The organism is Hymenobacter ruricola (genome assembly GCF_015694525.1).
GTDB classification, from domain to species: domain Bacteria; phylum Bacteroidota; class Bacteroidia; order Cytophagales; family Hymenobacteraceae; genus Hymenobacter; species Hymenobacter ruricola.
Genome location: NZ_JADQDM010000029.1, coordinates 1 through 24,491 on the forward strand (window position 1 = coordinate 1; position 24,491 = coordinate 24,491).

The 24,491-nt window shown below is 63.5% G+C and carries 20 protein-coding genes; 14 read left to right on the plus strand and 6 right to left on the minus strand.

What is annotated here, in order from left to right; translation table 11 throughout:
• Window positions 1-83 precede the first annotated feature (83 nt).
• Window positions 84-572 carry a hypothetical protein gene (locus I2H31_RS24795; RefSeq protein ID WP_196295761.1) on the plus strand — a complete coding sequence of 163 codons (489 nt, stop codon included), beginning with the start codon at window positions 84-86 and terminating at the stop codon, window positions 570-572.
• A gap of 118 nt (window positions 573-690) precedes the next feature.
• Here the strand turns inward: I2H31_RS24795 and rlmB are convergent, their stop codons facing one another.
• Both rlmB and I2H31_RS24805 read right to left on the minus strand, forming a co-directional pair.
• Window positions 691-1,746 carry a 23S rRNA (guanosine(2251)-2'-O)-methyltransferase RlmB gene (gene rlmB / locus I2H31_RS24800; protein ID WP_230688047.1) on the minus strand — a complete coding sequence of 352 codons (1,056 nt, stop codon included), beginning with the start codon at window positions 1,744-1,746 and terminating at the stop codon, window positions 691-693.
• Entirely contained in the window at window positions 1,683-2,966 is a 1,284-nt protein-coding gene (locus I2H31_RS24805) for a GWxTD domain-containing protein (protein ID WP_196295762.1), read from the minus strand. Before I2H31_RS24805 ends, rlmB begins: the two co-directional genes overlap by 64 nt.
• 228 nt (window positions 2,967-3,194) lie before the next feature.
• Here I2H31_RS24805 and I2H31_RS24810 point away from each other — a divergent pair, with 228 nt between their 5' ends.
• The 4 genes from I2H31_RS24810 (at window position 3,195) to I2H31_RS24825 (ending at window position 5,602) form a co-directional block, all read left to right on the plus strand.
• The gene (locus I2H31_RS24810) at window positions 3,195-3,752 is read left to right on the plus strand and encodes a hypothetical protein (RefSeq protein ID WP_196295763.1); all 558 of its coding nucleotides are present in this window, start codon (window positions 3,195-3,197) and stop codon (window positions 3,750-3,752) included.
• 35 nt (window positions 3,753-3,787) lie between these two features.
• Window positions 3,788-4,087, plus strand: a complete 300-nt coding sequence (locus I2H31_RS24815) for a hypothetical protein (RefSeq protein ID WP_196295764.1) — start codon at window positions 3,788-3,790, stop codon at window positions 4,085-4,087.
• A gap of 67 nt (window positions 4,088-4,154) precedes the next feature.
• Entirely contained in the window at window positions 4,155-4,706 is a 552-nt protein-coding gene (locus tag I2H31_RS24820; RefSeq protein ID WP_196295765.1) for a hypothetical protein, read from the plus strand.
• 188 nt (window positions 4,707-4,894) lie between these two features.
• Window positions 4,895-5,602, plus strand: a complete 708-nt coding sequence (locus tag I2H31_RS24825) for a hypothetical protein (protein ID WP_196295766.1) — start codon at window positions 4,895-4,897, stop codon at window positions 5,600-5,602.
• Window positions 5,603-5,988: 386 nt separating this feature from the next.
• Here the strand turns inward: I2H31_RS24825 and I2H31_RS24830 are convergent, their stop codons facing one another.
• From I2H31_RS24830 to I2H31_RS24840, 3 genes are all read right to left on the minus strand, one after another.
• Window positions 5,989-8,994, minus strand: a complete 3,006-nt coding sequence (locus I2H31_RS24830; protein ID WP_196295767.1) for a glycosyltransferase family 117 protein — start codon at window positions 8,992-8,994, stop codon at window positions 5,989-5,991.
• A 193-nt stretch (window positions 8,995-9,187) separates the two neighbouring features.
• Window positions 9,188-9,820, minus strand: coding sequence for a T9SS type A sorting domain-containing protein (locus I2H31_RS24835; RefSeq protein WP_196295768.1), 633 nt, complete (start codon window positions 9,818-9,820; stop codon window positions 9,188-9,190).
• Between the two features lie 252 nt (window positions 9,821-10,072).
• Entirely contained in the window at window positions 10,073-10,831 is a 759-nt protein-coding gene (locus I2H31_RS24840) for a biotin--[acetyl-CoA-carboxylase] ligase (RefSeq protein WP_317192274.1), read from the minus strand.
• 67 nt (window positions 10,832-10,898) lie between these two features.
• On the opposite strand from I2H31_RS24840, the gene rsfS reads away from it, so the two are divergent.
• The 8 genes from rsfS (at window position 10,899) to I2H31_RS24880 (ending at window position 21,774) form a co-directional block, all read left to right on the plus strand.
• Window positions 10,899-11,279, plus strand: coding sequence for a ribosome silencing factor (gene rsfS, locus I2H31_RS24845; RefSeq protein ID WP_196295769.1), 381 nt, complete (start codon window positions 10,899-10,901; stop codon window positions 11,277-11,279).
• 243 nt (window positions 11,280-11,522) lie between these two features.
• Window positions 11,523-13,640 carry an ATP-dependent zinc metalloprotease FtsH gene (ftsH, locus tag I2H31_RS24850; protein WP_196295770.1) on the plus strand — a complete coding sequence of 706 codons (2,118 nt, stop codon included), beginning with the start codon at window positions 11,523-11,525 and terminating at the stop codon, window positions 13,638-13,640.
• Window positions 13,641-13,782: 142 nt separating this feature from the next.
• A complete protein-coding gene (locus tag I2H31_RS24855; RefSeq protein WP_196295771.1) occupies window positions 13,783-14,433 on the plus strand; it encodes a LutC/YkgG family protein in 651 nt (216 codons plus the stop codon).
• Window positions 14,434-14,571: 138 nt separating this feature from the next.
• Window positions 14,572-15,354, plus strand: a complete 783-nt coding sequence (locus I2H31_RS24860) for a UDP-2,3-diacylglucosamine diphosphatase (protein ID WP_196295772.1) — start codon at window positions 14,572-14,574, stop codon at window positions 15,352-15,354.
• 106 nt (window positions 15,355-15,460) lie between these two features.
• Complete coding sequence (locus I2H31_RS24865) at window positions 15,461-16,402, plus strand: NHL repeat-containing protein (protein WP_196295773.1); 942 nt, start codon at window positions 15,461-15,463, stop codon at window positions 16,400-16,402.
• A gap of 111 nt (window positions 16,403-16,513) precedes the next feature.
• Window positions 16,514-17,680, plus strand: coding sequence for a zinc-dependent alcohol dehydrogenase (locus I2H31_RS24870; RefSeq protein ID WP_196295774.1), 1,167 nt, complete (start codon window positions 16,514-16,516; stop codon window positions 17,678-17,680).
• 148 nt (window positions 17,681-17,828) lie between these two features.
• Window positions 17,829-18,899, plus strand: a complete 1,071-nt coding sequence (locus I2H31_RS24875) for an NHL repeat-containing protein (protein ID WP_196295775.1) — start codon at window positions 17,829-17,831, stop codon at window positions 18,897-18,899.
• 229 nt (window positions 18,900-19,128) lie between these two features.
• The gene (locus I2H31_RS24880) at window positions 19,129-21,774 is read left to right on the plus strand and encodes a S8 family serine peptidase (protein ID WP_196295776.1); all 2,646 of its coding nucleotides are present in this window, start codon (window positions 19,129-19,131) and stop codon (window positions 21,772-21,774) included.
• An 86-nt stretch (window positions 21,775-21,860) separates the two neighbouring features.
• Here I2H31_RS24880 and I2H31_RS24885 read toward each other — a convergent pair whose 3' ends face one another.
• Window positions 21,861-22,673, minus strand: a complete 813-nt coding sequence (locus I2H31_RS24885) for a M57 family metalloprotease (protein ID WP_196295777.1) — start codon at window positions 22,671-22,673, stop codon at window positions 21,861-21,863.
• A 500-nt stretch (window positions 22,674-23,173) separates the two neighbouring features.
• Between I2H31_RS24885 and ricT the strand changes: the two genes are divergently transcribed.
• A partial coding sequence (gene ricT, locus I2H31_RS24890) for a PSP1 domain-containing protein (RefSeq protein ID WP_230688048.1) occupies window positions 23,174-24,491 on the plus strand: 1,318 nt, incomplete at its 3' end.

The following is a 24,491-nucleotide window of genomic DNA, read 5'->3' on the forward strand; positions in this document are numbered from 1 at the left end:
GACGCCCCGCTCTTTTTTGCTGTCATTACAGAAGAAATATACGTCCTTCTTCTGTCCATCATTCCTAGACCACCTCAGGTGGCTTGCTGCTGGCCGCCAGCGCCCCGCCTAAACCAGCTAATCTGAGCCGGGCCGGGGAAACGGTTATTTTTTCCTTCGCAACCAAAGCGGGCAAGACGGCTGCCCTCTGCCGGGGGCCGAAAGGCGCCTATTTGGTGTACCGCTTCGGCACGGCGGCCAAGGTGGAATTGCAATACCCTCCCAAGCTGGACGCCAGCAGCTGGAAGAAGTTCACCTATTGGTCATACCACAGGGGAAATCCTTATCTGGCAATCACCCAGTTGAAATTTGAAAATCAGGGCGTACAATACACGATTTCCGACCACACCTCGGCCCAATATAACAAGCAGCATGAGGAATTTTATCCCCGAGAAGTGAGTGTATACGTTACCGTGAAAGGCAAAGAAGTTAGTATCGTGGGCAATTCGGATACGGCGGTGGGGGAACTGGATGTTGTGCGTAACGACCGCAAAGTGAAGTTGGAGAAGGGCATGGGGGAAGACCCCGAATAGAGAAAAATCCCCGGCGCTATTGCAGTACCGGGGATTTTTGGTAAAAGGGAGTTTCTGGTTTTGACAGGACGGATTGCCGCGGCCTGCGGCCTCGCAATGACAGACGACTGCAGCCGTATTAGGCCTGCTGTACCCGCTGCCGTGCTACCTCGAACAGCATGATGCCGGCGGCCACGCCCACGTTGAGCGACTGAATCTGGCCGGTCATGGGCACTTTTAGCTTCACATCGGCCAGGTTCAGCAGGTCGGGCGAAATGCCGTCTTCTTCCGAGCCCATGAGCACGGCCACGGGGCCAGTGAAATCAATTTCGGTGGAGCCCACGGCTTCTTCGGCCTTCTCGGTACAGGCTACTACCGTGATGCCCGACTGCTGGAGGAAGCGGACGGTTTCGTGCAGGCTCACTTCGCGGCACACGGGCAGGATGTTGAGCGCGCCGGCTGAGGTTTTGAGGGCGTCGCCGTTGATTTGGGCGGCGCCGCGGCTGGGCACCACGATGGCCTGCACGCCCAGGCATTCGGCCGTGCGGGCAATGGCGCCGAAATTGCGCACGTCGGTGATGCGGTCGAGCAGCAGCAGGAAGGGCACTTTACCTTCCTCAAACAGCCCGGACACGATGTTGTCAAGCGGCACGTAGTCGATGGGCGACACAAAGGCCACCGCGCCCTGGTGATTTTTGCGGGTCAGGTTGTCGAGCTTCTCCACAGGCACCATCTGCACCTGAATGCCGGCCTCGCGGGCCGCCGTCGAGATGTCCGTTACGAGGCTGTTTTTGGTGCCGCGCAGCAGGAAAATCTTTTCCAGCGTGCGGCCGGCGCTCAGCGCTTCCAGAATGGGGCGCAGGCCAAACAGCATGTCGATGCTGGACGCCTGGGCCGAGCGGTTTTCGTAGCGCGGGCGGTCGGAGCCTCCTTCGCGGCTGCGGTAGGGCGGGCGGGCGTCGTCGCGGTCAGGGCGCGGGGTGCGGCCTTCGGGGGCGTCGCCCTGGTTGTCGGAGCCGCCGCGGCCGCGGGGGCGGGCGGGGCGGTCGTCAAACTCGCTGCCGCCGCGGTCGGGGCGGAACTGCTTGGGCGTGACGGGGCGGTTGGCGCCGTCGTAGAAGCGGCGGCCGGCTACCGGGCGGGCAGGGCGTTGGGGGCGTTCGGGCCGGTCAGGGCGGTCGGTGGGGTTCTCCATCTTTCAACGGCGGCATACCAGAGCAGTTCGTACTCGGGCCGGCGCACCAATTCGTAATAATCAGGCGCAAAGGTACTCGGCCGGGGCCGGAAGCTGAAGGTGACGCCCCCGCCGTCCACGCCCGCATCGGGGTAAAACCACCGCTCCTCGCCGTCGAACAGGCGCCGGACGCTGGGCGGCGGTCCCAGCACCACGTACAGCAAGCCCCTATCCGTGAGCCAGCCGGCTTTGTGGGCGGCGAAAAACTCGTTGGCCGCCATCACGCGGCCGTAGTAGCGCCGGATGAGCTCCTTGCCCTGCTGCTGGTTGCCCTGGGCCGCGTCGAGCCAGAACTTGTCCACGGCGCGCTTGGGGTTGGGGGCGTCGGTGAGCTTCTGGCGCTCGGCGCTAGTGGTGAGGTAGCGCAGGGGCTCGATGAGCTCAGCGGCCGTGGTGAGCTCGGGGTACTGGTTGGGCGCCACCAGCACGGCGAGCACGGGCGGCCGGGTGCTCACGGGGCCTACGCGCAGGGCGTAGAGGCCGGGCTCGGCGAAGCGCAGGGGCTGGCCGGGGCGGGTGGTGGCCGAGTCGAGCACGGGCAGGGTGCGGGGGCCGGCGGGCATGGCGGCCGGGTTGGTCATGGGCGGCAGGGCGGGGGCGGGCGTCACAGCGTAGCGCTTCCAGCGCACGGGCTGGTAGAGGCCGTAGCAGTCCACGCCGAAGGGCTCGCCGGCCTGCACGTAGCGGCGCAGCAGGGGCTGGCCCACCGAGTCGGTGAGCACGAAGGGGCGGGCGAGCTGGGCTTCGGTGAGGCGCAGCCAGGCGGTGGTGGTGGGCTCCTGGTAGTCTGCTTTGGCATCGGGCGGGGCGGTGCTGAGCTGCAGCACGGTGCCGGCCGGCAGGCGCGCCGCGGCCACGCAGAAGCTCAGGCGCACGCCGTCGGACGCGGGGGTGGCGTGCTGCTGGCGGCGGGGCACGCTGTCTTGCCACAGGGGCGTGCGGGCTTCGTAGCTGGGCCAGGCCGTGAGGCGCAGCGGGTGGCCGGGGCCCAGGCGGGCGGGGGCCGGCAGGCGCAGGTAGAGGCGCAGGCTGTCGCCCTCGCGGCGGGTGTCCACGTCGAGGTGGGCCACGTCGCGGTAGAGGCCGGCGTAGTCGGGGCGCGGGGCCAGCGGCGCGAAGGCGGCGCACAGCAGCGGCAGCAGCCAGCCGAGGCGCCGCCAGTGGAAGGAGGAAAGGGGCATACCGAAAATTACGGCGCAGGAATCGTAATGTCCTTTTTCCGGCGGCCGGCGCGGGACAAAAAGCGCCACCCCGGCTGCCTGGGAGGCCGTGAGTGGCGGTAAACGGCTTGCAAGGTGCTGCTGGAAAAGTCCGTTAGTAGTAATTATTTATTGTTGAAGCGGGATGTTGTATTGCTGAAATCCAATACATTCAGGCTATTGCATTCCACCTCCTTTTCCCCCTTTCCCATGAAGCCCTACCTGACCCTGGCGCTGGCCGCCACGCTGCTGGCCCCCGCCTGCAAGAAAGACAACCCCGAAGCCGGCCTGCCCCCGGCCACGCAGGAAGGCAAAAACACGGGCGGCTGCCTGGTCAACGGCGAGCGGTTCGTCGCGGCCGAATCCGGGGGCAGCCTGCTGAGCAACCCCACCCCAGCCTTGAGCGGCGGGTTTGCCTTTGACAGCGTGTACTACGTTTCGCTCAACGGCAAATACCAGGGCCAGCGCGCTACTATTCTGCTTTTTCTGCGCGGTGAGAAAATAGGAACATATATGCTCAACCGAACGACCCAATACTATCCTCAAGGCGACCCAATTCGGATGTCTAGTCACGCCACCTTTACGCTGTCCGGCTCGCAGGGGGAAGTGTATGTGACCAATGCGCAGTACACAGGGCAAGTAGTGATGACCCGGGCTGACCTGCGGGCGGGTATCACGGCCGGCACGTTCGAATTCACGGCGTCGAGCACCTTTGACCCGAGCAAAACCATCACCATCACCAAAGGGCGTTTCGACCGCCAGCAATAAGCCTTTTTGCATTCACATTTCCCAACCCGTTGCTCATGAAACAGCTTCTACTTTCCTTGACCTTACTGCTGGCGATGCCCAGCTTTGCCCAGCGCCCCGGCGGCGGGGGCACGACGGTCGTCGTGCAGCCGCCGATGGACCTGCCCTATTCCTGCAATGAAACCATCGGCCGGGCCCAGCACGCGGCCGACAGCCTGCTGCAGGCGCTCGACAAGAGCCAGATACCGACCCACGTGCTCTACGACCGCGTGTTCGGCCTGGCCGCCCTCGACGTGTTCAACCGCGTCTCCGGCGACCCCGACACGTCCAGCGTCCACCACTACCTGCAGGCGTAGGCGCCTGAGGGTGTGTCATTTTCGCTATATTCAGTCATTGGTTTTCACCCCCTTTTCCTCCTTTCCCATGAAGCCCTACCTGACCCTGGCCCTGGCCGCCACGCTGCTGGCCCCTGCCTGCAAGAAAGACGACCCCGACGACGGCCTGCCCCCGGCCACGCAGGAAGGCAAAAACACCGGCGGCTGCCTGGTCAACGGCGAACGGTTCGTGGCCACGGGCTACGGCTCGGGCTTGGGCCGAATCAGCGCTTTGAGCGGTGGGTTCGCATTTGATAGCCTGTATTATTTGGAACTGTCCGGTGTAGTGAAGGGCAACAACGTGGACGTGCTCCTCTTCTTTCGCTCTAGGAAACCGGGCACATACCCGTTAAATCGGAACACCCTATACTATCCTCAAGGCGACCCTCTCACGATATTTAGTCACGCTACATACACCGAGTCGAACAACACGGGCGAGCTGTACGTGACCGACGCGCAGCACACGGGGCAGGTGGAGTTCACCTACGCCGATGTGGCGCGGCGTATCTCGGCGGGCACGTTCGAGTTCACGGCGGCCAGCACGTTTGACCGCAGCAAAACCGTCACCGTCACCAGCGGGCGCTTCGACCGCCAGCAATAGGTCGTTTTGCGTTGCAAGCAATGGCCGCCCGGCATTCGTTGGGGCGGCTTTTATGGACCCGGCCCATACCTTTTCTGTACTTGCCTGCCCACCGCTTGCAAGCCCAACTTTTCCGGCTATTTTGCCCCGGCATTGGTCGGCGGGTGCCGGCTGAAAACCATTCCCTTACCCATTCCCACGTTTACCCCATGAAAGACTACCAAAGCGACAAGTACGAGAACTTCTTCCTGCACCTGAAGGTGTCGAAAGAAGGCTTTGCGAAGTTCGGCGACTTCACGGCCACGGCCCTGGCCGCGCCCGACGTGGACGCCCTCATCGCCGAAGCCGGCGCGGCCGTGGCCGCCGCCGTGGCCACCCTGCGCGCCGAGCTGGTGACCCGCAAAGGCAAGGGCGGCAGCAGCCAAACCAGCACCAGCGCCGAAGGCAAAGCGTATGAAACCTTCAAAACCTTCATTCAGCTCACCGACGCCAAGGTGCTTCACGGCTACTTCTTCGACCACGCCGACGAGCGCAGCACCTACTACCCCGACGACCTGACCGGCCTCACCCAGGCCCCGGTGAAGCAGCGCCTCACCCGCCTCACCGCCTACGTGGAGGCCCTCGAAGCCAGCACCGAAGCCCCCGTGCAGGCGCAGGGCAAGGCCGCCCGCGCCCTGCTGAAAGCGTACCAGAAGGCCAGCAGCACCAAAACCCAGGCCCGCACCGCCCTGCAAGACACCATCGGGGACCTGGGGCCCGCCGCCGTGGCCCTGGCCGAAGCCCTCTGGGACGTGCACACCGCCGCCTGCTACGTGCACCGCCGCGCCCCCCGGCAGGCCCGCAAGTACTTCGACTACGCCAGCCTGCCCAACCGGGTGTATCCCAAAAAGAAATCCAGCGCCGCCAAGGCGGCCTAGCTGGCTCCGGCAGCGCTGCCCGGTGCTACTTAGGCGGCTAAGAGGCACCGGGCAGCGCTGCCCGATGCCTCCCAATGCGATAAGATAGGCCGGGCAGCGCTGCCCGATAGCACTTAGGAGGACAAGAGGCACCGGGCAGCGCTGCCCGATAGTACTTGAGCAGATGGGAGAGGCCGGGCAGCGCTGCCCGGCCTGTTTTGTGCCCACCAAGGCTAGTGGGGCAGTAGCGCGGACTTTGCAGTCCGCGTCTCCGACGGAAACCCGAACGATTCCAACGGCGTGGGGACGCGGACTACAGAGTCCGCGCTACAATGCGCTACGAAAAAGGCCGGCCCGCACTGCGCGGACCGGCCTTTCCTCATTTACTCATTTACTCATTCACCATTTTACCGCGGGTAGTACTGGTTCATCAGCCCGTAGGCTTTCTCGGCGCGGGCCTTATCGCCGGCCTGCTCGGCGGCAATGCGCACGCTTTGCAGGCCCAGCAGGTAGCCGCGCATGTCGTCTTCGAACAGGCTGGCGTCGGGCTTGGTGCTGTAGAAGGCCAGCATCTGCTCCGAGCGGCGCGTCATGGTGTCGAGGAGCTGGTCGGCTTTGGCTTTTTCGCCGCCCGCAATCAGGGCGGGCACCAGCTGCGGCGAGTAGTAATCGTAGGGAATGGCCTGGTCGGGCATCAGGGCCAGGCACTTGTCGGCCACTTCCTTGGCCTTGGCCACTTCGCCGTCGGCGAGGTAGGCGTTGGCCAGGCGGGCAAACTTGTCGCGGTAGTTGGCCGGGAAGCGCAGGTTGTTTTCGTCGTAGAAGATGTGGGCGTCGGTCAGGCCGCGGTAGCTGAACTGCTTCATCAGGCGGTCGTAGGTGAGGTCTTTTTCCACGAAGCCCTCGTCGCCGCCGCGCGGGTCGTAGTTCGGGTCCTTCAGCGGCAGCAGGCGGTAGGCCATGCCCTCCAGCTGGAAGTAGGGCTGCAGGTTCATGTAGTCGCTGGGCGCCACGGTGCTGCTGAAGTAGATGGGCCGCTGCCAGTTGTTGGTGGCAATCATGTCCAGTATCACCAGGTTTTTCTTCTCGATGGCGCGCTTGCCCATGCTCCACTCCATGCGGCCCACCAGTTGGTTTTCGCGGTCTTTGGGGATGATGCCGAGCTTGCGCACCGCCACCGTGTCAATGGGCAGGTAGAAGTTGGGGGTGGGGAAGGAGTTCATGCTCGGGCCGCCTTCCTGGTACTGCACCTGCAGCAGGGGGTTGTTGGAGGCGATGAGCTGGAGGAATTCCTTGAGGTTCACGCTCGGCACGGCCGGGTTGGCGGCAAAGGGCAGCATGTCGTTGGTGCCCTGGGCGTAGGCCTCGGGCCCCATGCTGATGGGGAAGGGCTGCGACTTGTAGGCGCGGCGCTTCATCTGGGCGATGTACCAGTCGGTGTTCAGGTAGCTGAGCACGGCCACGCGCACGTCGGTCCGGATGCCTTCCACCTCCTGGGCGTACCAGAGCGGGAAGGTGTCGTTGTCGCCGTTGGTGAACAGGATGGCATTCGGGGCGCAGGAGTTCAGCAGGTTTTTGGCCGAGTCCACCGAGTTGTAGCGGTTGCTGCGGTCGTGGTCGTCCCAGCCCTGGGCCGCCATGATGCCCGGAATCAGCAGGCCCACCACCAGGGCCAGGCCGGCGCGCAGGCCGTCGGCCTTCACCACTTTCCCAAACAGCTCGGCCAGGCCCAGCACCCCCAAGCCTATCCAGATGGAGAAGGCAAACGTGGCGCCGGTGAAAGTGTAGTCCCGTTCGCGCGGCTCGCGCGGCGGCTGGTTGAGGTAGAACACGATGGCCAGGCCCGTCATGATGAAGAGCAGGCCCGTTACCCAGGCGTCCTTGCTGTCGCGCCGGCTCTGGAAAAACAGCCCGATGAGGCCCAGAATGAGCGGCAGCGCCAGGAAGTTGTTGTGGGCCGGGCTCTCGCCGATGCGGGCCGGCAGCCCGGCGCTGGAGCTAAAGGGCGTGACCACGCCCGCCTGCTGAATGTCGGACTCGCGGCCCACGAAGTTCCACATGAAGTAGCGCCAGAACATGTGGCCCATCTGGTAGCGGAACAGGAAGCCCAGGTTCTGGCTCATGGTCGGCTTCACGCCGTCCTGAATGTCGACCCATTTCTTGTAGTTGGCAATCTGGTCGGGCTCGTAGCTGTAGATGCGCGGGATGAGCATCTTGTCCTCGTCGGCGTAGGTGTATTCGGGCTGCGGGGGCAGCTCCTTGTACTTGCCAGTCTTCACGTCGCGGGCGTAGCGGGGCGCGCCGGCCTCCGAGCCGTTGGGCTGGGCGTTGAACTGCGGGCCGTAGAGCAGGGGCCGCGAGCCGTACTGCTCGCGCTTGAGGTAGCTCACGAAGCTGAGCACGTCCTCGGGGTCGTTTTCGTTGATGGTGGGCTGAAACGAGCTGCGGATGGGCACAATCAGATACGACGAGTACCCAATCAGGATGAACACGAAGCACAGCATGGCCGTGTTCAGCAGCTGGCTGCGCCGCTGGTACGACAGCCGGAAGCCGAACCAAATCAGGCCGATGAAAATCAGTAGGAACACAATCAGGCCGGAGTTGAACGGCAGGCCGACGCTGTTCACGAAGAACACCTCGAAGCTGCCCGCCAGCGTGGGTAGGCCCGGGATAATGCCCACCAGAATGGACCCCACGATAATCATGCTCACCACCATCACCAGGATGCCGCCCGTCGTGCTGGGGTTGGCCGTGCGGCGGTAGTAGTAGATGAAGCCCAAGGCGGGCACGGTCAGCAGGTTCAGCAAGTGCACCCCGATGCTGAGGCCGATGACGTAGGCAATGAGCACAATCCACTTGTCGGAGTCGGGCTCGTCGGCGTGGGCCTCCCACTTCAGCATCAGCCACACCACGGCCGCCGTGCACAGCGCCGACATGGCGTACACCTCGCCCTCCACGGCGTTGAACCAGAACGAATCGGAGAAGGTGAAGGCCAGCGCCCCCACCGCGCCCGCGCCCAGAATGAGCAGGCGCTGGTAGCCGTTGGGCTCAATGGCTTCGGCCCGCAGGCCGCTGTTGCCCACGGCCTCGCGCAGCACCAGCTTGCGGGCCATGCGCGTGATAATCCAGAACAGAAACAGCACGGTGAAGGCGCTGCTCAACCCTGACAGGGCATTAATGAGCACGGCCACCTTGGTCACGTCGCCAAACGAAAACAGCGACATGATGCGGCCCAGCAGCAGGAACGTGGGCGCCCCCGGAGGGTGCGGCACCAGCAGCTTGTAAGAGCAGGCAATGAACTCGCCGCAGTCCCAGAACGAAGCCGTGGGCTCCAGGGTGAGCAGGTAGGTGACGGCCGCCACGGCAAAAACGAGCCAGCCGACGAGGTTATTCAGGCTTTTAAAGGAACGCATACTATCGAATGAGGCACACAACGCCGGCCGTCGTCAGCAAAACGCGGCCGGAAAAAGAAGCTAGCAAATCAGTTAAAGGGCAAAAGTAGGCAATGCATGGTTGCACTGCGCACGAAGCCGGGCCCGATGTAGTCCAGAAACACAAAAAGCAGCCATTGGCTGCTTTTTGGTTCTTCATTCAGGTCAATAATCCTCAGTTCTGCAGCACGAGGCGTTTCGTGCTCACCACCTTGCCGTCCACCAGCAGGCTGTAGACGTACATGCCGGCGCGCAGGTCGCTCAGGTCGAGGGGCAGGCCGGCGGCCGTCAGCTCGGGCCTGAGGGCAATGGTACGGATTTCCTGGCCGATGATGTTGCTCAGGCGCAGCTTGTAGTCGGCGCCGGGCTTCTGGTCCAGCTTCACCGTCACGAGGCCGCGGCTGGGGTTGGGGTACACGCTCAGCGAAACGCCGGCGGCCACGGGGTCCAGCGTGGCGGAGGTGACGGCCCGTACCGTCAGTACGCCGTACTGGCCTGCGCCGGGCGCGCCGTGCGCCTCGCAGTGGTAGGCAAACGTGCCGGGCGTGCTGAACGTGATGGACCGGTTGGTGGTGAACGTGACCCAGGCGCCGTTGTCCGACGCGGTGGGGTGGCTGGCGTTGCCCACAAAATTCCAGGTCACCACATCGCCCACGTTGATGGTTTGGGTATCGAAGTCCCGGTTGGTGTTGCCGGGGCCGTGGTAGTAGTTGTCGCCCACGGTGATGGTGATGTTGGCAGCCAGTATCGGGGCCAGCGGCATCGTGAGGATGGCGGCCACGGCAACAAAACGAGTAAAGAGTTTCATAATGGCAAGCAGAAAAGGGTAAGGTGACCGGTAAGGTAGGAGTCAATTGCGCAAAGACAAGCACCGTGCCGGTTTGCGCAACCAACGCCGGGCCAGCCGTTTCGGTTTAATGGACTCCCGAAACTGCCAAAAGTTGTTTGAGGGCAGCAAAAACAACTCGGCAAAAAAGGCAGCCCGGTTGCCCGGCTTCAGAAATATTTTATCGATAAATTTGAATATAACCACCAGATGCCCAAACGGCCGCCCGGGTTGCTACAGATGCCGGATTTCCTGCAAGCCGAACCGGCGCACCGCCCCGCCCAGGTCCACGGCCAGCCGCCCGTCGTCTTCCACCCCCACAATCTGGCCGCGCACCGTTTGGCCGTCCACCGCAAAAAAATGCGGCTCCTGGTAGCGGTAGAGCACCCGCAGGTAGTCCTGCCGCAGCTGGGCCACCTGCCCACCGCGCAGCTGCAGGTAGCGCCGCTCCAGAAACTCGAGCAGCCGCGCCGCCACGATGGCGCGGTTGTACACCCGCCCCGTGAGCATGGCCAGCGACGTGGCCGTGCGCACCGCGAAGTTTTGCTGGTTGATATTCAGCCCGATGCCGATGATGCTATATTGAATCTTTGGGCCGCTCAGGGTGTTTTCAATCAGGATACCGCCCACTTTCTGGTCGCCGTAGTACAGGTCGTTTGGCCATTTCAGCCGGAGCTTGGGGTCGGGGCCCAGCAGCTTGGCCGCCCAGTCGTGCACCCCCAGGGCCACGGCCTGGCTGAGTTGAAACTGGTCGGTAGCGGCCAGAAACGTGGGCTGCCACACCACCGAAAGCATCAGGTTTTCGGCGGGGGCGCCTTCCCACTGGTTGCCGCGCTGGCCCCGGCCGGCCGACTGAAAGTCCGTAATCACGGTGCAGCCTTCGCTGGCCCGGTTTTGGACAACCAAGGCCTGGGCCTCCGAATTGGTGGAGGCGCACTCCGGCAGCCAGATGAGCTGCTGGCCCGTGAACAGGGTTTGGGGGGTGACAACCACGGCCTTCTTTCGCGTATCGTTAACTTCGTATACTTTCAGCTGCAAAGCTCACACCTAACACCACAATATGAAAAGTACGTTGGTCCGGCAGGATTCAGACACATTGGCAGATTTGGTCATCCGCGGGATGCAGGACAAAAAAGCGTCCGACATCGTGGTGCTGAATTTGAAAGAATTAAAAAACGCCGTGGCAGATTATTTCATCATCTGCTCGGCCAATTCCGATACCCAGCTCGACGCCGTGGCCCGCTCGGTGGAAGAGGAGATTGAAAAAGTAACCGGCGAAAGCCCCTGGCAAACCGAAGGCCGCACCAACCGCGAGTGGGTGCTGCTCGACTACGTGGACGTGGTGGTGCACGTGTTTCTGCGCGACCGCCGCAAGTTCTACGCCCTGGAAGAGTTGTGGGGCGACGCCGACATCCGCTACGTGGAGGAAGAGCCGGCGTAGCGTCAGGCTTCAATTGAAACAGTCATGCAGAGCGGCGCGAAGCATCTTTACCTCGATAGTAAATGATTACTTCAGCAGTAAAGATGCTTCGCGCCGCTCTGCATGACCGTTGATGGTGCGACGTTCTTTTTTGGCCTCCGCCAAAATAAAAACGCCCCTTCCACGTCTTCTCACTGGCCGAACATTTGCTTCTGAGGCGGTGTTAGGCTCGTAGTTATACCTGATTTTAAAGAAGCTATTTTCATGTCGGATAAAAATCCCAACAACAAGAAAAAGAAGCCCCTGACGCCGGCGCCCAATCCGCGGCCGGGCCTGCAACTGTGGGTGCTGGCCGGCTTGCTCGTGTTCGTGTTCGGCGTGCTGGTGATGAACAGCATGAACGCGCCGGCCAAAATCAACCAGCAGAAGTTCGAAACCATGCTCGCCGCCGGCGACGTGAAGGAAATCACCATCATCAGCAACCAGAAGGTGGTGGAGGTGAAGCTGAAGCAGGAAGCGCAGGAAAAGTACAAGCAGGAGCTGATGCGCCGCACGCCGTTCGGCGCCAGCAACACCAGCGGCTCGCAGTTTTTCTTCCCCGTGGTCGATGCCAAGCTCTTTCAGGAAGACTTGGACAAGCTGCAGAAAGACGTGCCCGCCGCCCAGCGCCTGCCCCTCAACATTGAGGAGCGCAACAGCCCCGGCGACTACATCTGGAACTACGGCTTCATCGTGCTGATGATTGTCGGGTTCTGGTTCCTGATGCGCCGTATGGGCAGCGCCGGCGGCCCCGGCGGTCAGATTTTCAGCATCGGCAAAAGCCGCGCCGCCCTGTTTGAAGGGGGCGACAAGGTAAAAATCACCTTCAAGGACGTGGCCGGCCTCGAAGAAGCCAAGGAGGAAGTGCAGGAAATCGTGGAGTTCCTCAAGAACCCCAGCAAGTTCACCATCCTCGGCGGCAAGATTCCGAAAGGCGCCCTGCTGGTAGGGCCTCCCGGCACCGGTAAAACATTGCTGGCGAAAGCCGTAGCGGGTGAGGCTGATGTGCCGTTCTTCTCGCTTTCGGGCTCCGACTTTGTGGAGATGTTTGTGGGCGTGGGCGCGGCCCGGGTGCGCGACTTGTTCAAGCAAGCCAAAGCCAAGGCGCCCTGCATCATCTTCATCGACGAGATTGACGCCGTGGGGCGCAGCCGTTCGCGCGGCTCGGTGCCCGGCGGCAACGACGAGCGCGAAAACACCCTGAACTCGCTGCTGGTGGAAATGGACGGTTTCGGCACCGATTCCGGCGTCATCATCCTCGCCGCTACCAACCGACCCGATACCTTGGACTCGGCCCTGCTGCGTCCCGGCCGTTTCGACCGTCAGATTAGTATTGATAAGCCGGACATCAACGGCCGCACCGAGATTTTTCAGGTGCACCTCAAGCCGCTAACGCTGGGCCCCGACGTGGACGCCCGCCGTTTGTCGGCCCAAACGCCGGGCTTTGCCGGCGCCGAGATTGCCAACGTCTGCAACGAGGCCGCTCTCATTGCCGCGCGCCGCGACAAGAAGATGATTACCGACCAGGACTTCACCGATGCCATCGACCGCGTGATTGGGGGCTTGGAGAAGAAAAACAAAATCATTTCGCCCGGCGAAAAGCGCATCGTGGCGTACCACGAAGCCGGCCACGCCATCGCAGGCTGGTTCCTGGAGCACGTCGACCCGCTGGTGAAGGTGAGCATCGTGCCCCGCGGCGTAGCCGCCCTGGGCTACGCGCAGTACCTGCCGAAAGAGCAGTTCCTGTACAACACCGAGCAGCTGATTGACGAGATGTGCATGGCCCTGGGTGGCCGTGCCGCCGAAGAACTGGTGTTCGGCAAAATTTCGACCGGCGCTCTGAGCGACCTGGAGCGCATCACCAAGATGGCCTACAGCATCGTGACGATGTACGGCATGAACGCCAAGCTCGGCAACGTGTCGTTCTACGACTCGAAAGGGCAGAACGAGTACGGTTTCTCGAAGCCTTACTCCGAAGCCACTTCGCAGATGATTGACGAAGAAGTGCGCAGCATCATCGAGCAGGCCTACGTCCGTACTAAGGAACTGCTCACCGAGCGCCGCCACGAGTTGGAGGTCATTGCCAAGGAATTGCTCGAAAAGGAAGTGCTGCAACAGGAAGACCTGACTCGCCTTGTGGGCCCGCGTCCTTTCGACACCCAGACCAATTACCAGGCCCACATGGCTGGCACCGACCGCAGCGAAACCGCCAGCGAGGTGAAGGGCGAACAAGCCGCCGGCGGCAAGCTCGGCAACGACCTGCCCGACCTGAACCTGCCGGGCCTGAACGACGACCGCAGCAACGAAGCGCCCGCCGCCAGCGGCAGCGCCGTGGCCGGGTAGTAGCGCGAACTTTGTAGTTCGCGTCCCTGCGTCGGTTGTGTTGCATCGTCCTGCCACGCGAACTGCAGAGTTCGCGCTACTTAAAAGCCAGCCCTTCCGCGGGGGCTGGCTTTTTTGTTTTCCCTTCCGGTACTTTTGTCTTATGTCCGAATCTTCCCGAGACGCGGTGCTGGCCCGCATTCGCCAGGGGCTGGCAGCGGGCGCGGCGCCCCTGCCGCCGCGGCCTGACTTTGCTGCGCCCGTGCACCCGCCGCTGGGCAACGCCGACCCGGTGGTGGCATTTGCCGAAAGCTTCCAGCGAGTGGGCGGTGAGTTTTATTATTGCGAGTCGCTGCCACATCTGGCGGCGCAGTTGGCCGGGCTTCAGAAACGGCAGCAGGTGGGTGTGCCCTTCGTGTGGGAGCCGGAGATGCAGGCGCTGCTGTACAAAGCCGGCGTGGCCTTTCGGGCCGATGAAAGCGAGTTTCTTGAGAGGGCTGATTTGGGGCTGACGTCCTGCGAGGCGCTGGTGGCGCGCACGGGCAGCGTGCTGGTGTCGGCGGCTACGGCCAGCGGGCGGCGGCTCAGCATTTACCCCGACCAGCACCTGGTGCTGGCCCGGCCCGGCCAGGTAGTGGCCGAGATAGGGGAGGCCCTGCAACTGCTGCAAGCGCGGTACGGCGCGCAGTTGCCGTCCATGGTTTCGCTCACCACCGGCCCCAGCCGCACCGCGGATATTGAAAAGACACTTGTGCTGGGTGCCCACGGCCCGCGCCGCATTGCGCTGTTTTTGTTGGAGGAGGAAGAGGTTTAATCCAAGTTAATGGCACGTCATGTCGAGCTTGTCGAGACATCTCGCGTGCTGGAGTAATTTAATTACAAAGAGCTAGTTAAAGCACGCGAGATGTCTCGACAAGCTCGACATGACGTTCTATATTCCTCGTTAACCTGAATGAAGCAAGCCCTGACGCTCCCTGACCTCGCTTTGCCGCCGGGCAGAAAAGTCTATTTCGCTTCCGACTTCCACCTGGGGGCGCCCAACGCGGCAGCCTCGCTGGAGCGGGAAAAGCGCATTGTGCGCTGGCTGGATGAAGCGGCGCAGGACGCGGCGGCCATCTACCTGCTGGGCGACTTGTTCGACTTCTGGTTTGAGTACAAGCACGCCATTCCGCGGGGCTTTATCCGGCTGCAGGGGAAACTGGCGGAGCTAACCGATGCGGGCCTGCCCATCACCATCTTCACCGGCAACCACGACATGTGGATGTTTGGCTACTTCACGCAGGAAATGGGCATCCCGGTGCTGCGGCAGGAAGTGTCGCAGCGCATTGGCAATCAATATTTTCACATCGGACACGGCGATGGGTTGGGGCCCAAGGACTACAGCTACAAGGCCCTGAAGCAGGTGTTCACGTCCGGGCTGGCGCAGTGGCTGTTTGCGCGGCTGCACCCCAATTTCGGCATCGGCATGGCCAACAAGTGGAGCCGCCGCAGTCGCATGCAGGCCGGCAAGGACGACACCAAGTATTTCGGCGACGAGGAGTGGCTGCTGCAATACTGCCGCGAGGTGGAAGCGCGTTTGCACCACGACTACTACGTGTTCGGCCACCGGCATTTGCCGCTCGATGTGGAAGTGGCCGTCGGCAGCCGCTACATCAACCTGGGCGAATGGGTCAATTATTGCAGCTATGGCGTGTATGATGGCAAGGAACTGGCCCTTCGGCATTTTGAGCAGTAACGCGAACGGCCATCATAACGACGAAAAGAACGTCATGCAGCGCGCAGCGAAGCATCTTTATCGCGTAACGCAATCCAATAAATCTGGATTAGTGACTGCGGGCAAGATGCTTCGCTGCGCGCTGCATGACCGTTCTTTCGGGTGGGGCCTGCTGCTCTGTGTCCTCGCTACCGTCGCCCAAGCCCAGGTCACCGTTCCGTCAGCGGCCTCCGCGGCCCCGGCGGCTCAGCAAACTGTCTCGCCGGTGCAGCCGGCCCCCGCGCCGCAGGCCGCCAATACGCCCGCCCCCACCGCCGCGCCCTGGAAACTGCTCCGGGAAATCAAACTGAACAACCCCGGCGCCGTTTCGCTGGACCGACGCGGGGCGCTGTACGTGGCCGATGCCGACAACAACCTGCGCCAGTACGGCCCCGAGGGCCTGCCCCTGAACACCTACGCGCCCACCCAGCCCGGCCACGCCGCCCAAGTAGAAGCCTGGAACGTGACCACCACCCTCGTCTTCAACGACGACCGGCAGCAGCTCGTCCTGCTCGACAGGTTCCTGGCGCTCATCGGCGAGGTGCGGCTGGCCGACTACGTGGACGGCACCATCCGGGCGGCCACGCTGGCGCCCGACAACCGCATCTGGCTGCTCGATGAAAGCAACCTCGTGCTGCGCGCCTTCGACCCCAACACCCAGCGGCTGCTCCAGAACACGCCGCTGGATTTGCTGATTGGCCGCTCGCGGCCCGATTTCCGCTTCCTGCGCCAGTACCAGAACAACCTCTATCTGGTGGACCGCAGCACGGGCATTTACGTGTTCGACAACTTCGGGAGCTACAAGAAAAAGCTGCCCTTCACCGGGCTCAGCATGATTGGCTTCCGGGGCGATGAGCTGTACTACCTCGACGCCGGAGCACTGCACTTTTTCAACCTCTACACCCTGGCCGAGCGCCGCGTGGCCCTGCCCGCCGGCTTCGACCCCGCCGCGGTGCGGCAGGTGCTGGTGGGCGAAACGTACGGCTATATTTTCACGGCGACGGGAGTGTCAGTGTATCAGCTGCTCTAGGGCCGAGTACGGCCGAGGCTAAGGTGCGGCGGCGCGGGCCGCCAGCAACCCCTGCCAAAACGGGACCGTTAGGAAGGGAAGTTCTTCCTTTCCACTTCCAACCCCTCTTTCATGAAAGCTTTACGCATTCACGGCCCGCGCGACGTGCGGGTCGACAACGTTGACGACCCCGAAATTCAGGACTCGCGCGACGCCATCATCCGCGTCACCAGCACGGCCATTTGCGGGTCCGACCTGCACATCTACAACGGCAGCATTCCGCAGCCCCGGCCCATGACCCTGGGCCACGAGTTCATGGGCATTGTGGAGGAAGTGGGCAAGGGCGTGAAGAACCTCAAGCGCGGCGACCGGGTGGTGGTGCCTTTCCCTATTGCCTGCGGCCACTGCCTGTTTTGTAACCACGACCTGCCCGGCCACTGCGAAAACTCCAACCCCGAGCACTACGGCCCCGAAGGCGGCCTGATGACGGAAAAAGGCGGCGCCTTGTTTGGTTATACGGATTTGTATGGCGGCTACGACGGCGGCCAGGCCGAGTACGCCCGCGTGCCCTACGCTGACTACGGCCCCCGCAAAGTGCCCGACAACCTAACCGACGAGCAGGTGCTCTTCCTCACCGACATCTTCCCCACGGGCTACTCCGGCATCGACTGGGCCAACGTGAAGGGCGGCGAAACGGTGGCCATTTTCGGCGCCGGCCCGGTGGGCATCATGGCCGCTAAGTCGGCCTGGCTGCGCGGCGCCTCGCGCGTCATGATTGTGGACACTCAGCAGTACCGCCTCAACCTGGCCGCCAAAGCCGCCCGCGCCGAAGGCATCCTCTGGGAAAGCCACGACCAAGTGGTGGACGAAATCCGCAGCAAAACCCGCGGCTACGGCGCCGACGTGGTGGTGGAAGCCGTGGGCTTCGAGCCCGACCGCAGCCTCGGCGACCGCGCCAAGGCCGTCTTCAACGTGGAAAAAGGCTCGGATAAGGTGATGCTGGCTTGCTTGAGCGCCGTGCGCCGCGGCGGGTTCGTGTCCATCCTGGGCGTGTACTCCTCGCCTTACGACAACTTCCCCATCCACCAGATTTTCGACAAGGGCATCATCATCCAGGCCGGCCAGGCGCCCGCCCACAAGCACATCGACAAGTTGCTGAAGCATGTGTCGGACGGCGACGTGCGCCTCGACGACATCATCTCGCACCGCCTGCCGCTGACCGAAGCCCCCCACGGCTACGACATCTTCCGCCACAAAAAGGACAACTGCACCAAGGTAGTGCTCAAGCCCGGCGCGTAGTATCAGTTCCGCCGTTATCGTATAAAAAATGCCCCGGCTTCTTCAGTCGGGGCATTTTTGGTAATACCGGTGTCGCAGGGGCCGCGTCCATGAGGCAGCCGGGCTATATTTAAGGGCCACTTGGCTCTTCCCCGGTGGCCTGATAACGATGACAAAAGGATTTACCCGGCTTGTACTGGCTTACGCGTTGGTAACCATTGCGGTGGCGGCCATCAGCCGACGCCTCAACACCGGCGCGGTGACCACCCTGGCCGGCACCGCCCACCAACCCGGCACCGCCGATGGCGTGGGCGCGGCGGCTGGCTTTCGCTTTCCCTTGGGGGTGGCGGTGGATGGCAACGGCACCGTGTACGTGGCCGACCAGAGCAACCACGTCATTCGCCGCATCTCACCCGCCGGGGCCGTGAGCACCGTGGCCGGGCTGGCCCTCAGCCCGGGCACGGCCGACGGCTCCGGCAGCACCGCCCGGTTCAGGTACCCCTACGGCGTGGCCGTAGACGGCGCGGGCACCCTCTACGTGAGCGACCAGTACAACCACACCATTCGCAAAATCACGCCGGCGGGCGTCGTCAGCACCTTCGCCGGCATGCCCGACCGGCACGGCAGCGCCGACGGCACCGGCTCGGCGGCCCGCTTTCACAACCCGGCGGGCATTGCCGTGGACGCTGCGGGCACCGTGTACGTGGCCGACGAAGGCAACCACGCCATCCGCAAAATCTCCCCCGCGGGCGTGGTCAGCACCCTGGCCGGACAAGCGTTCAGCCGCGGCAGCCAAGACAGCACCGGGGTCAATGCCCAGTTCGACCACCCCACGGGGCTGGCCGTGGACGCAGCCGGTACCGTGTACGTGGCGGACCAAAACAACCGCACCATTCGCCGGATATCCCCTGCCGGGAAGGTCACCCTTCTGGCGGGCCAGGTCGGCCGCAGCGGCAGCAAGGACACCGTCAATCTGTATTCCCGCTTCAATTTTCCGTCGGCCATCGCCGTCGATGCCGTCGGCGCGTTGTACGTGGCCGACCGGTTTAATCACACCATTCGGGTCATTTCGGCGGCCGGGCAGGTAAGCACCCTGGCCGGCGCCGCCCTCGGCTCCGGCACGGCCAACGGCGTGGGTACGACTGCGCGCTTCAACTGCCCCATGGGCGTGGCCGTGGACGCGGCCGGCGCCGTCTACGTCACCGACCAAACCAACCACACCGTGCGCGTGATTCGGTAGGCGCGGGGCACCGGACCAGGCTGCCTCCTGTGTTGAGCGGTTCGAAGCAGCTTGTGCAGGTGGAATAGGGGACCTTTATTTTACATAGAAGAGCCCTGGGACCCGTATTGATACGGCGTCGGCATTCCGGTTTACCTTTGAGCAAGGGCGTTTGAAGCTGCATTTTCTACCCAATTCAGTCAAGTGCATGAGGGAAATGAGGAACAAGCCGGCCGGATTTCGCGCGCTCTTGGCGAAGCGGTACCCGGGCGGTTGGCACGTGTTGCTGCTGCTGCTGGCAGTGCCTGGGCTGCTGCGGGCCCAAGCGGTGGCTCCCGCAACCGGCCGCGGCAAGCTGGCCCCCGGCCTGCAAGCTGCCCCCGCCCGCCGCACCGCACAAACCGTGCGCGTGCGCGTGACTGACCCCGCCGCCTTTCGCCAGTGGTTGCGGCAGCATCTGCCCGCCGCGCTAGCGACGCAGCCCAGTGCCTCACCCCGCACGCTCTCCGTGGCAGGCCTCGATGCCGCCGCGCTAGCCCGGCTGGCCGCCAGCCCGCTCGTGGAGTTCGTGGACGTGCCCGACCGCCAGGCCCACGCCGAGCGCCGCCTCAACAACTCCGACTTATCGGTCAACAACTTCACTGCTGCCCAGGCCCGCTACCCGCAGCTCACCGGGCAGGGCCTCACGGTTTCGGTAAAAGAGCTGCCGTTTGACCCCGCCGACATTGACGTTAAGGGCCGTGTGGTAGCGGCCAGCAGTTTCCCCGGCCCGGCTTCCGACCATGCCACGGCCATGGCCACGCTCATCGGCGGGGCCGGCAACTCCGACCCGCTGGGCCGCGGCGTGGCCCCGGCCGTGCGCCTCGCTACCTCCGACTTCGCCCGCCTGCTGCCCGACGACGGTGCGGCCCTCGCCCAGGCCGGCATCTCCATCCAAAACCACTCCTACGGCGTCGGCATCGAGAACTACTACGGCGTGGAAGCGCTGGAATACGACCGCCAGTGCCGGCAATACCCGCAGCTGCTACACGTGTTTTCGTCCGGCAATTCCGGCACCGCCACCAGCCCCAGCGGCGCCTACCAGAACCTGGCCGGCGTCGCCAACCTCACCGGCCAGTTCAAGATGTCGAAAAACACCCTGAGCGTGGGCGCCACCGACCCCACCGGCCAGGTCAGCCCGCTCAGCTCGCGCGGCCCGGCCTACGACGGCCGCGTGAAACCCGAGCTCGTGGCCTACGGCGAAGGCGGCTCCTCCGAAGCCGCTGCCTTGGTTTCGGGCCTGGGCGCCTTGGTGCAGCAGGCCCACCGCGACCTGCGCGGCAGCCTGCCGCCCGCCGCCCTCGTCAAAGCCGTGCTCCTCAACAGCGCCGACAACCTGGGCCGCCCCGAAGTCGACTTCGTCAACGGTTTCGGCCAGGCCGATGCCGTGGGCGCCCTCGCCACCGTGCGCGAGGGCCGTTTTTTAAGCGGCACCGCCACGCAGGGTTCCGTGCAAGTGTTTGCCATCGTCGTGCCCGCCGGCCAACACCAACTCAAAATCACCCTGGCCTGGAACGACCCCGAAGCGGCTGCCAACGCCAACCAGGCCCTGGTCAACGACCTTGACTTGCAACTGCTGGATGGAAACGCTGCCCAGCGCTGGCTGCCGTGGGCACTCAGCAGCTACCCGCACCCCGATTCCCTGGCCCTGCCCGCCCGCCGCCGCCCCGACCACCTCAACAACGTGGAGCAAATCACGCTGGATGCGCCCGCGCCGGGCATCTGTTTTCTAAGAGTGCAGGGCTTTTCCGTGCCACAGGGTCCGCAGGACTTCAGCATAGCGTACGAATACAGCCCCATGAGCCTGGAATGGCACAGCCCCCCCGGCCCCGGCAACGTGAAGCCCGGCGCCGCCACCGCGCTGCTCTGGAACTGGAACGGCCCCGCCACCGCCACCGGTCGCCTCGAATACCGCCCATTGGACCGCGTCCAATGGCGCCTGGTAAGCGCCGCCGTACCGCTGGCCTCCAACCGTTACACCTGGCCCGCGCCCGATACCACCACGCTGGCCCAATTGCGCATAGTGGTCGGCAGCCAGGAATTTCCTTCCGATACTTTCGCCATCGTGCAGGCGCCAGCGTTGCAGGTCGGCTACACTTGTCCCGAAGAAACCTTGTTACAATGGCGCCGCGTGCCCGGCGCCACCGGCTACCAGGTGTACCAGCTGGGCGCCACCGCGCTGCTGCCGTTACAGCAGCTAAGTGCCACCGACACCACGCTGGCCCTGAGCCGCGCCCAAGTGGCCCAAACGCGCTACTACGCCGTCGCGCCGCAGCTGCGCGGCATCACGGCCGCGCCTGGCAGCACCATCGACTTCGCTACTCAAGGCACCGCGTGCTACTTCCGGTCGTTTCTGCCGCGCCAGCTGGTGGATGAAACCATTCGCTTTGATGCCGTCCTCGGCACGGTCTACCGCCTGAAGTCGGCCATGCTGGAGCGCCAGCGGCCCGATGGCAGCTTTGAGGCTGTGCAAACCATCAGCCCGGTTGCCAGCACTGCGCTGGCTTTCAGCGACCAGCCGCCAGCCGCCGGGCGCTACCTCTACCGCGTGCGCCTCGACAACGTGGCCGGCCAGCAGTTCTACAGCGAGCCGGAAGAAGCCTTCCTGCTGCGCGCCGGCCTCATTCAGGCCTACCCCAACCCCGTGCTGGCCGGCGCCCCGCTCACCGTGGTGGCCAACACCACGGCCCCCGTCGCCATCCGCCTCTACGATGCGCTGGGCCGGTTCCAGCGCACGGCCACCGCCGAAGGCCTCATCAACTTCATCGAAACCGATGGCTTGAAACCCGGGCTCTACCTGCTGCGGGTGGAGCAGGACAATAAGTTCGGCCAGGTCCTGAAGATTGTCATTCAATAAACCGGCTGAATTCAGCTGCAAATAGACAACAAAAAGCCCCGACTCTGAGGAGAGCCGGGGCTTTTTGTTTGGGTTACCAGCCAGCGCTAGTAGATGTAGTTCAGGGCCGTCAGGTCGTTGGCGGTGAAGGGGCGGTTCACGCCATTGCCCACGCAGGCCAGCATCCAGGAGCTGGGGTCGGCGCCCGAGGGCGTGCCGGGAATGAGGATGGCCCCCACGCTGCTGGCGCCTTCGTTGGAAGCGCTGCCGCCGCAGCTGTAGGCCCGGTTGAAGTAGTCGGTGTGGCGCATGCCGATGCAGTGGCCCATCTCGTGCGCCATGATGGTGGCGATGTAATTCACGTTCGAGCTGTTAATCACGTTGGGCACCAGCGTGAAGCCCGGCGCGGGGTTGCCGCCGCTGGGGAAGCCGCCCGACTGCCCAAGCACGCCCGTGCCCAGGTTCGACGAGTACTTGATGGGCAACTGGGCCCCCGAAGTAACGCGGCGGAACGTCAGGCGCAGGCCGGCCGCGTTGTAGCGCCGGATGGCCTCGTCAACGGCCGACGAGTAGGCCGAGGGGAACGAGCTGCTCAGGCTCACGGTGAGTACGCGCGGCAGGCCGGTCACCAGGTTGGTGGTGCGGTACTGCTCGTCCTGGCCCACGCGCAGGGTCGAATAGCCGGGGGCGCTGGCCAGCAGCTCCGGCGTCAGCAGCATGTCGCCTTCCACGACGTAGCCGCCCTCCACGGTCCGCACGCCATCGGTGCTAAAGCCGAGGGCTTTGATTTGGGCCATCGCATCCTGCGAAGCTGCGGCAGGAGCAACAGCAGTTTGTTCTTTCTCCTTCGAGCAGGAGGAAAGTGCCAACACCGAAGCGGTGCACAAGGCGGCGGCGGACAGTACGTTTTTGAGTTTCATAAGTTTGTTGGGGTTGGTAGTGTGAAAAATTGGTTAAAGGATGAGCACAAGTAGAGAAGAATTATTGTGAATGTCAATAGCATTTTTGAGAAACATTAAAAATAATTCAAAGTATGCGTGCCTGAGCCCGTGCGGGCCTTTATCATTATCCCAATAAGCTGCAATTGCCATAATCTTACACACTTCTGCCTATAATGCTAAATCCAAGATTTTATTGGACGGCTCTTCGCTAGGCCTGCTCAGTTTTTGAGCCGGCACCGAGCACCGCTTAAGCACTACTATTGCGGGAACTTGCCGCGCGGGCATGCCCTTGGCGAAATGTGTATCTTTGCTAGGAAGCGAATTTTCGTGGAAAATTGAGCCTTGAGGCTCTTTTCCCTCAACTATATAATCTCAGCCTTATGGCTTGTTCAACTTGTTCAACCGGTGGGGGCTGCGGCACCACCAAAGTAGGTGGCTGCGGCTCCAAAGGGGGCTGCAGCTCCGGCGGCTGCACCCGCATGAATGTCTTCGATTGGTTGCAGGACGTGGAAGTGCCCGAGTCCTTCGCGGGCTTCGACATGGTCGAAGTTCGCTTCAAGGGCGGGCGCAAAGAGTTCATGCGCAACGACCAGCGCCTGCCCCTCGTCACCGGCGACGCCGTGGTGGTGGAAGCCGCCGGCTCTGGCTGGCACCTCGGCCACGTGAGCCTGAAAGGCGAACTGGTGCGCTTGCAAATGCGCAAAAAGAAAATACCGACCGACTCCAAGGAAATCCGCAACATCCTGCGCATCGCCACCCCCGACGACGAGGAACGCTGGCAGGCCGTGCGCGACCTCGAAACCGGCACCATGTTCCGGGCCCGTGCCGTGGTGGGCGAGCTGCGCCTGCGCATGAAACTCTCGGACGTGGAATACCAGGCCGACCGCACCCGCGCCCTGTTCTACTACTCGGCCGAAGACCGGGTGGACTTCCGCGAACTCATCCGTCGCTTGGCCGATGAATTCCGGGTGCGCGTGGAGATGCGCCAGATTTCGCTGCGCCAGGAAGCCGGCCGCATCGGCGGCATTGGCGTGTGCGGGCGCGAGCTGTGCTGCTCTACCTGGCTGCAAGACTTTAAAACCGTGAGTACCACCGCTGCTCGTTACCAAAACCTGAGCTTAAACCCGCAGAAGCTGGCTGGCCAGTGCGGCCGCCTCAAGTGCTGCCTCAACTACGAGCTCGACGCCTACCTCGACGCGCTCAAGGACATTCCGCAGGTGCAGCGTCCGCTGAAAACCAGCAAGGGCGAGGCCTTTTTGCAGAAAACCGACATCTTCCGCCGCCGCATGTGGTTTGCCTTCAAGGGCGACAACAACTGGGTGATGCTGGACACGGCCCGCGTGCGCGAATTACTGGACATGAACAAGCGCGGCGAAATCATCGAAAGCCTGCTGCCCCCGCGCGAAGAAGCCCCTGAGCCCGAAGTGTCGGCCATCGTGGAAGGCTCACTCGACCGCTTGGACGATAAAATCAAATCGAGCAGCAAACGCTCGAAGCGCAAAAAGAGCAAGGGCGACAAAGAAGGCGACGCCCCCGAAGCCCGTGCCCCCCGCGAAGGCCGCGAGCCTCGCGAGCCGCGGGCCCCGCGCCCCGAGCGCGAGCCCCGCGCCGCCCAGGAGCCCGGCGCCGAACCCGCCCGCGAACCCCGGGAGCCCCGCGAAGGCCGCCCGCCCCGCGAGGGCCGGGAAGGCCGCCCCGGCCGCGACGGCCGCCGCCCCGCCGGAGCCGCTCCCGGCGGCCCGCGCCCGCCCGAGCAAATGACCAGCCCCGGCCCCGGCGACCCCGACAACCCAACCC

Bases quoted from the DNA above. Each gene is read 5' to 3' on its own strand.
- rlmB (WP_230688047.1), bottom strand. From the start codon at position 1,746: ATGGAGAACCCCACCGACCGCCCTGACCGGCCCGAACGCCCCCAACGC.
- I2H31_RS24805 (WP_196295762.1), bottom strand. From the start codon at position 2,966: ATGCCCCTTTCCTCCTTCCACTGGCGGCGCCTCGGCTGGCTGCTGCCG.
- I2H31_RS24810 (WP_196295763.1), top strand. From the start codon at position 3,195: ATGAAGCCCTACCTGACCCTGGCGCTGGCCGCCACGCTGCTGGCCCCC.
- I2H31_RS24815 (WP_196295764.1), top strand. From the start codon at position 3,788: ATGAAACAGCTTCTACTTTCCTTGACCTTACTGCTGGCGATGCCCAGC.
- I2H31_RS24820 (WP_196295765.1), top strand. From the start codon at position 4,155: ATGAAGCCCTACCTGACCCTGGCCCTGGCCGCCACGCTGCTGGCCCCT.
- I2H31_RS24825 (WP_196295766.1), top strand. From the start codon at position 4,895: ATGAAAGACTACCAAAGCGACAAGTACGAGAACTTCTTCCTGCACCTG.
- I2H31_RS24830 (WP_196295767.1), bottom strand. From the start codon at position 8,994: ATGCGTTCCTTTAAAAGCCTGAATAACCTCGTCGGCTGGCTCGTTTTT.
- I2H31_RS24835 (WP_196295768.1), bottom strand. From the start codon at position 9,820: ATGAAACTCTTTACTCGTTTTGTTGCCGTGGCCGCCATCCTCACGATG.
- rsfS (WP_196295769.1), top strand. From the start codon at position 10,899: ATGAAAAGTACGTTGGTCCGGCAGGATTCAGACACATTGGCAGATTTG.
- ftsH (WP_196295770.1), top strand. From the start codon at position 11,523: ATGTCGGATAAAAATCCCAACAACAAGAAAAAGAAGCCCCTGACGCCG.
- I2H31_RS24855 (WP_196295771.1), top strand. From the start codon at position 13,783: ATGTCCGAATCTTCCCGAGACGCGGTGCTGGCCCGCATTCGCCAGGGG.
- I2H31_RS24860 (WP_196295772.1), top strand. From the start codon at position 14,572: ATGAAGCAAGCCCTGACGCTCCCTGACCTCGCTTTGCCGCCGGGCAGA.
- I2H31_RS24865 (WP_196295773.1), top strand. From the start codon at position 15,461: ATGCTTCGCTGCGCGCTGCATGACCGTTCTTTCGGGTGGGGCCTGCTG.
- I2H31_RS24870 (WP_196295774.1), top strand. From the start codon at position 16,514: ATGAAAGCTTTACGCATTCACGGCCCGCGCGACGTGCGGGTCGACAAC.
- I2H31_RS24875 (WP_196295775.1), top strand. From the start codon at position 17,829: ATGACAAAAGGATTTACCCGGCTTGTACTGGCTTACGCGTTGGTAACC.
- I2H31_RS24885 (WP_196295777.1), bottom strand. From the start codon at position 22,673: ATGAAACTCAAAAACGTACTGTCCGCCGCCGCCTTGTGCACCGCTTCG.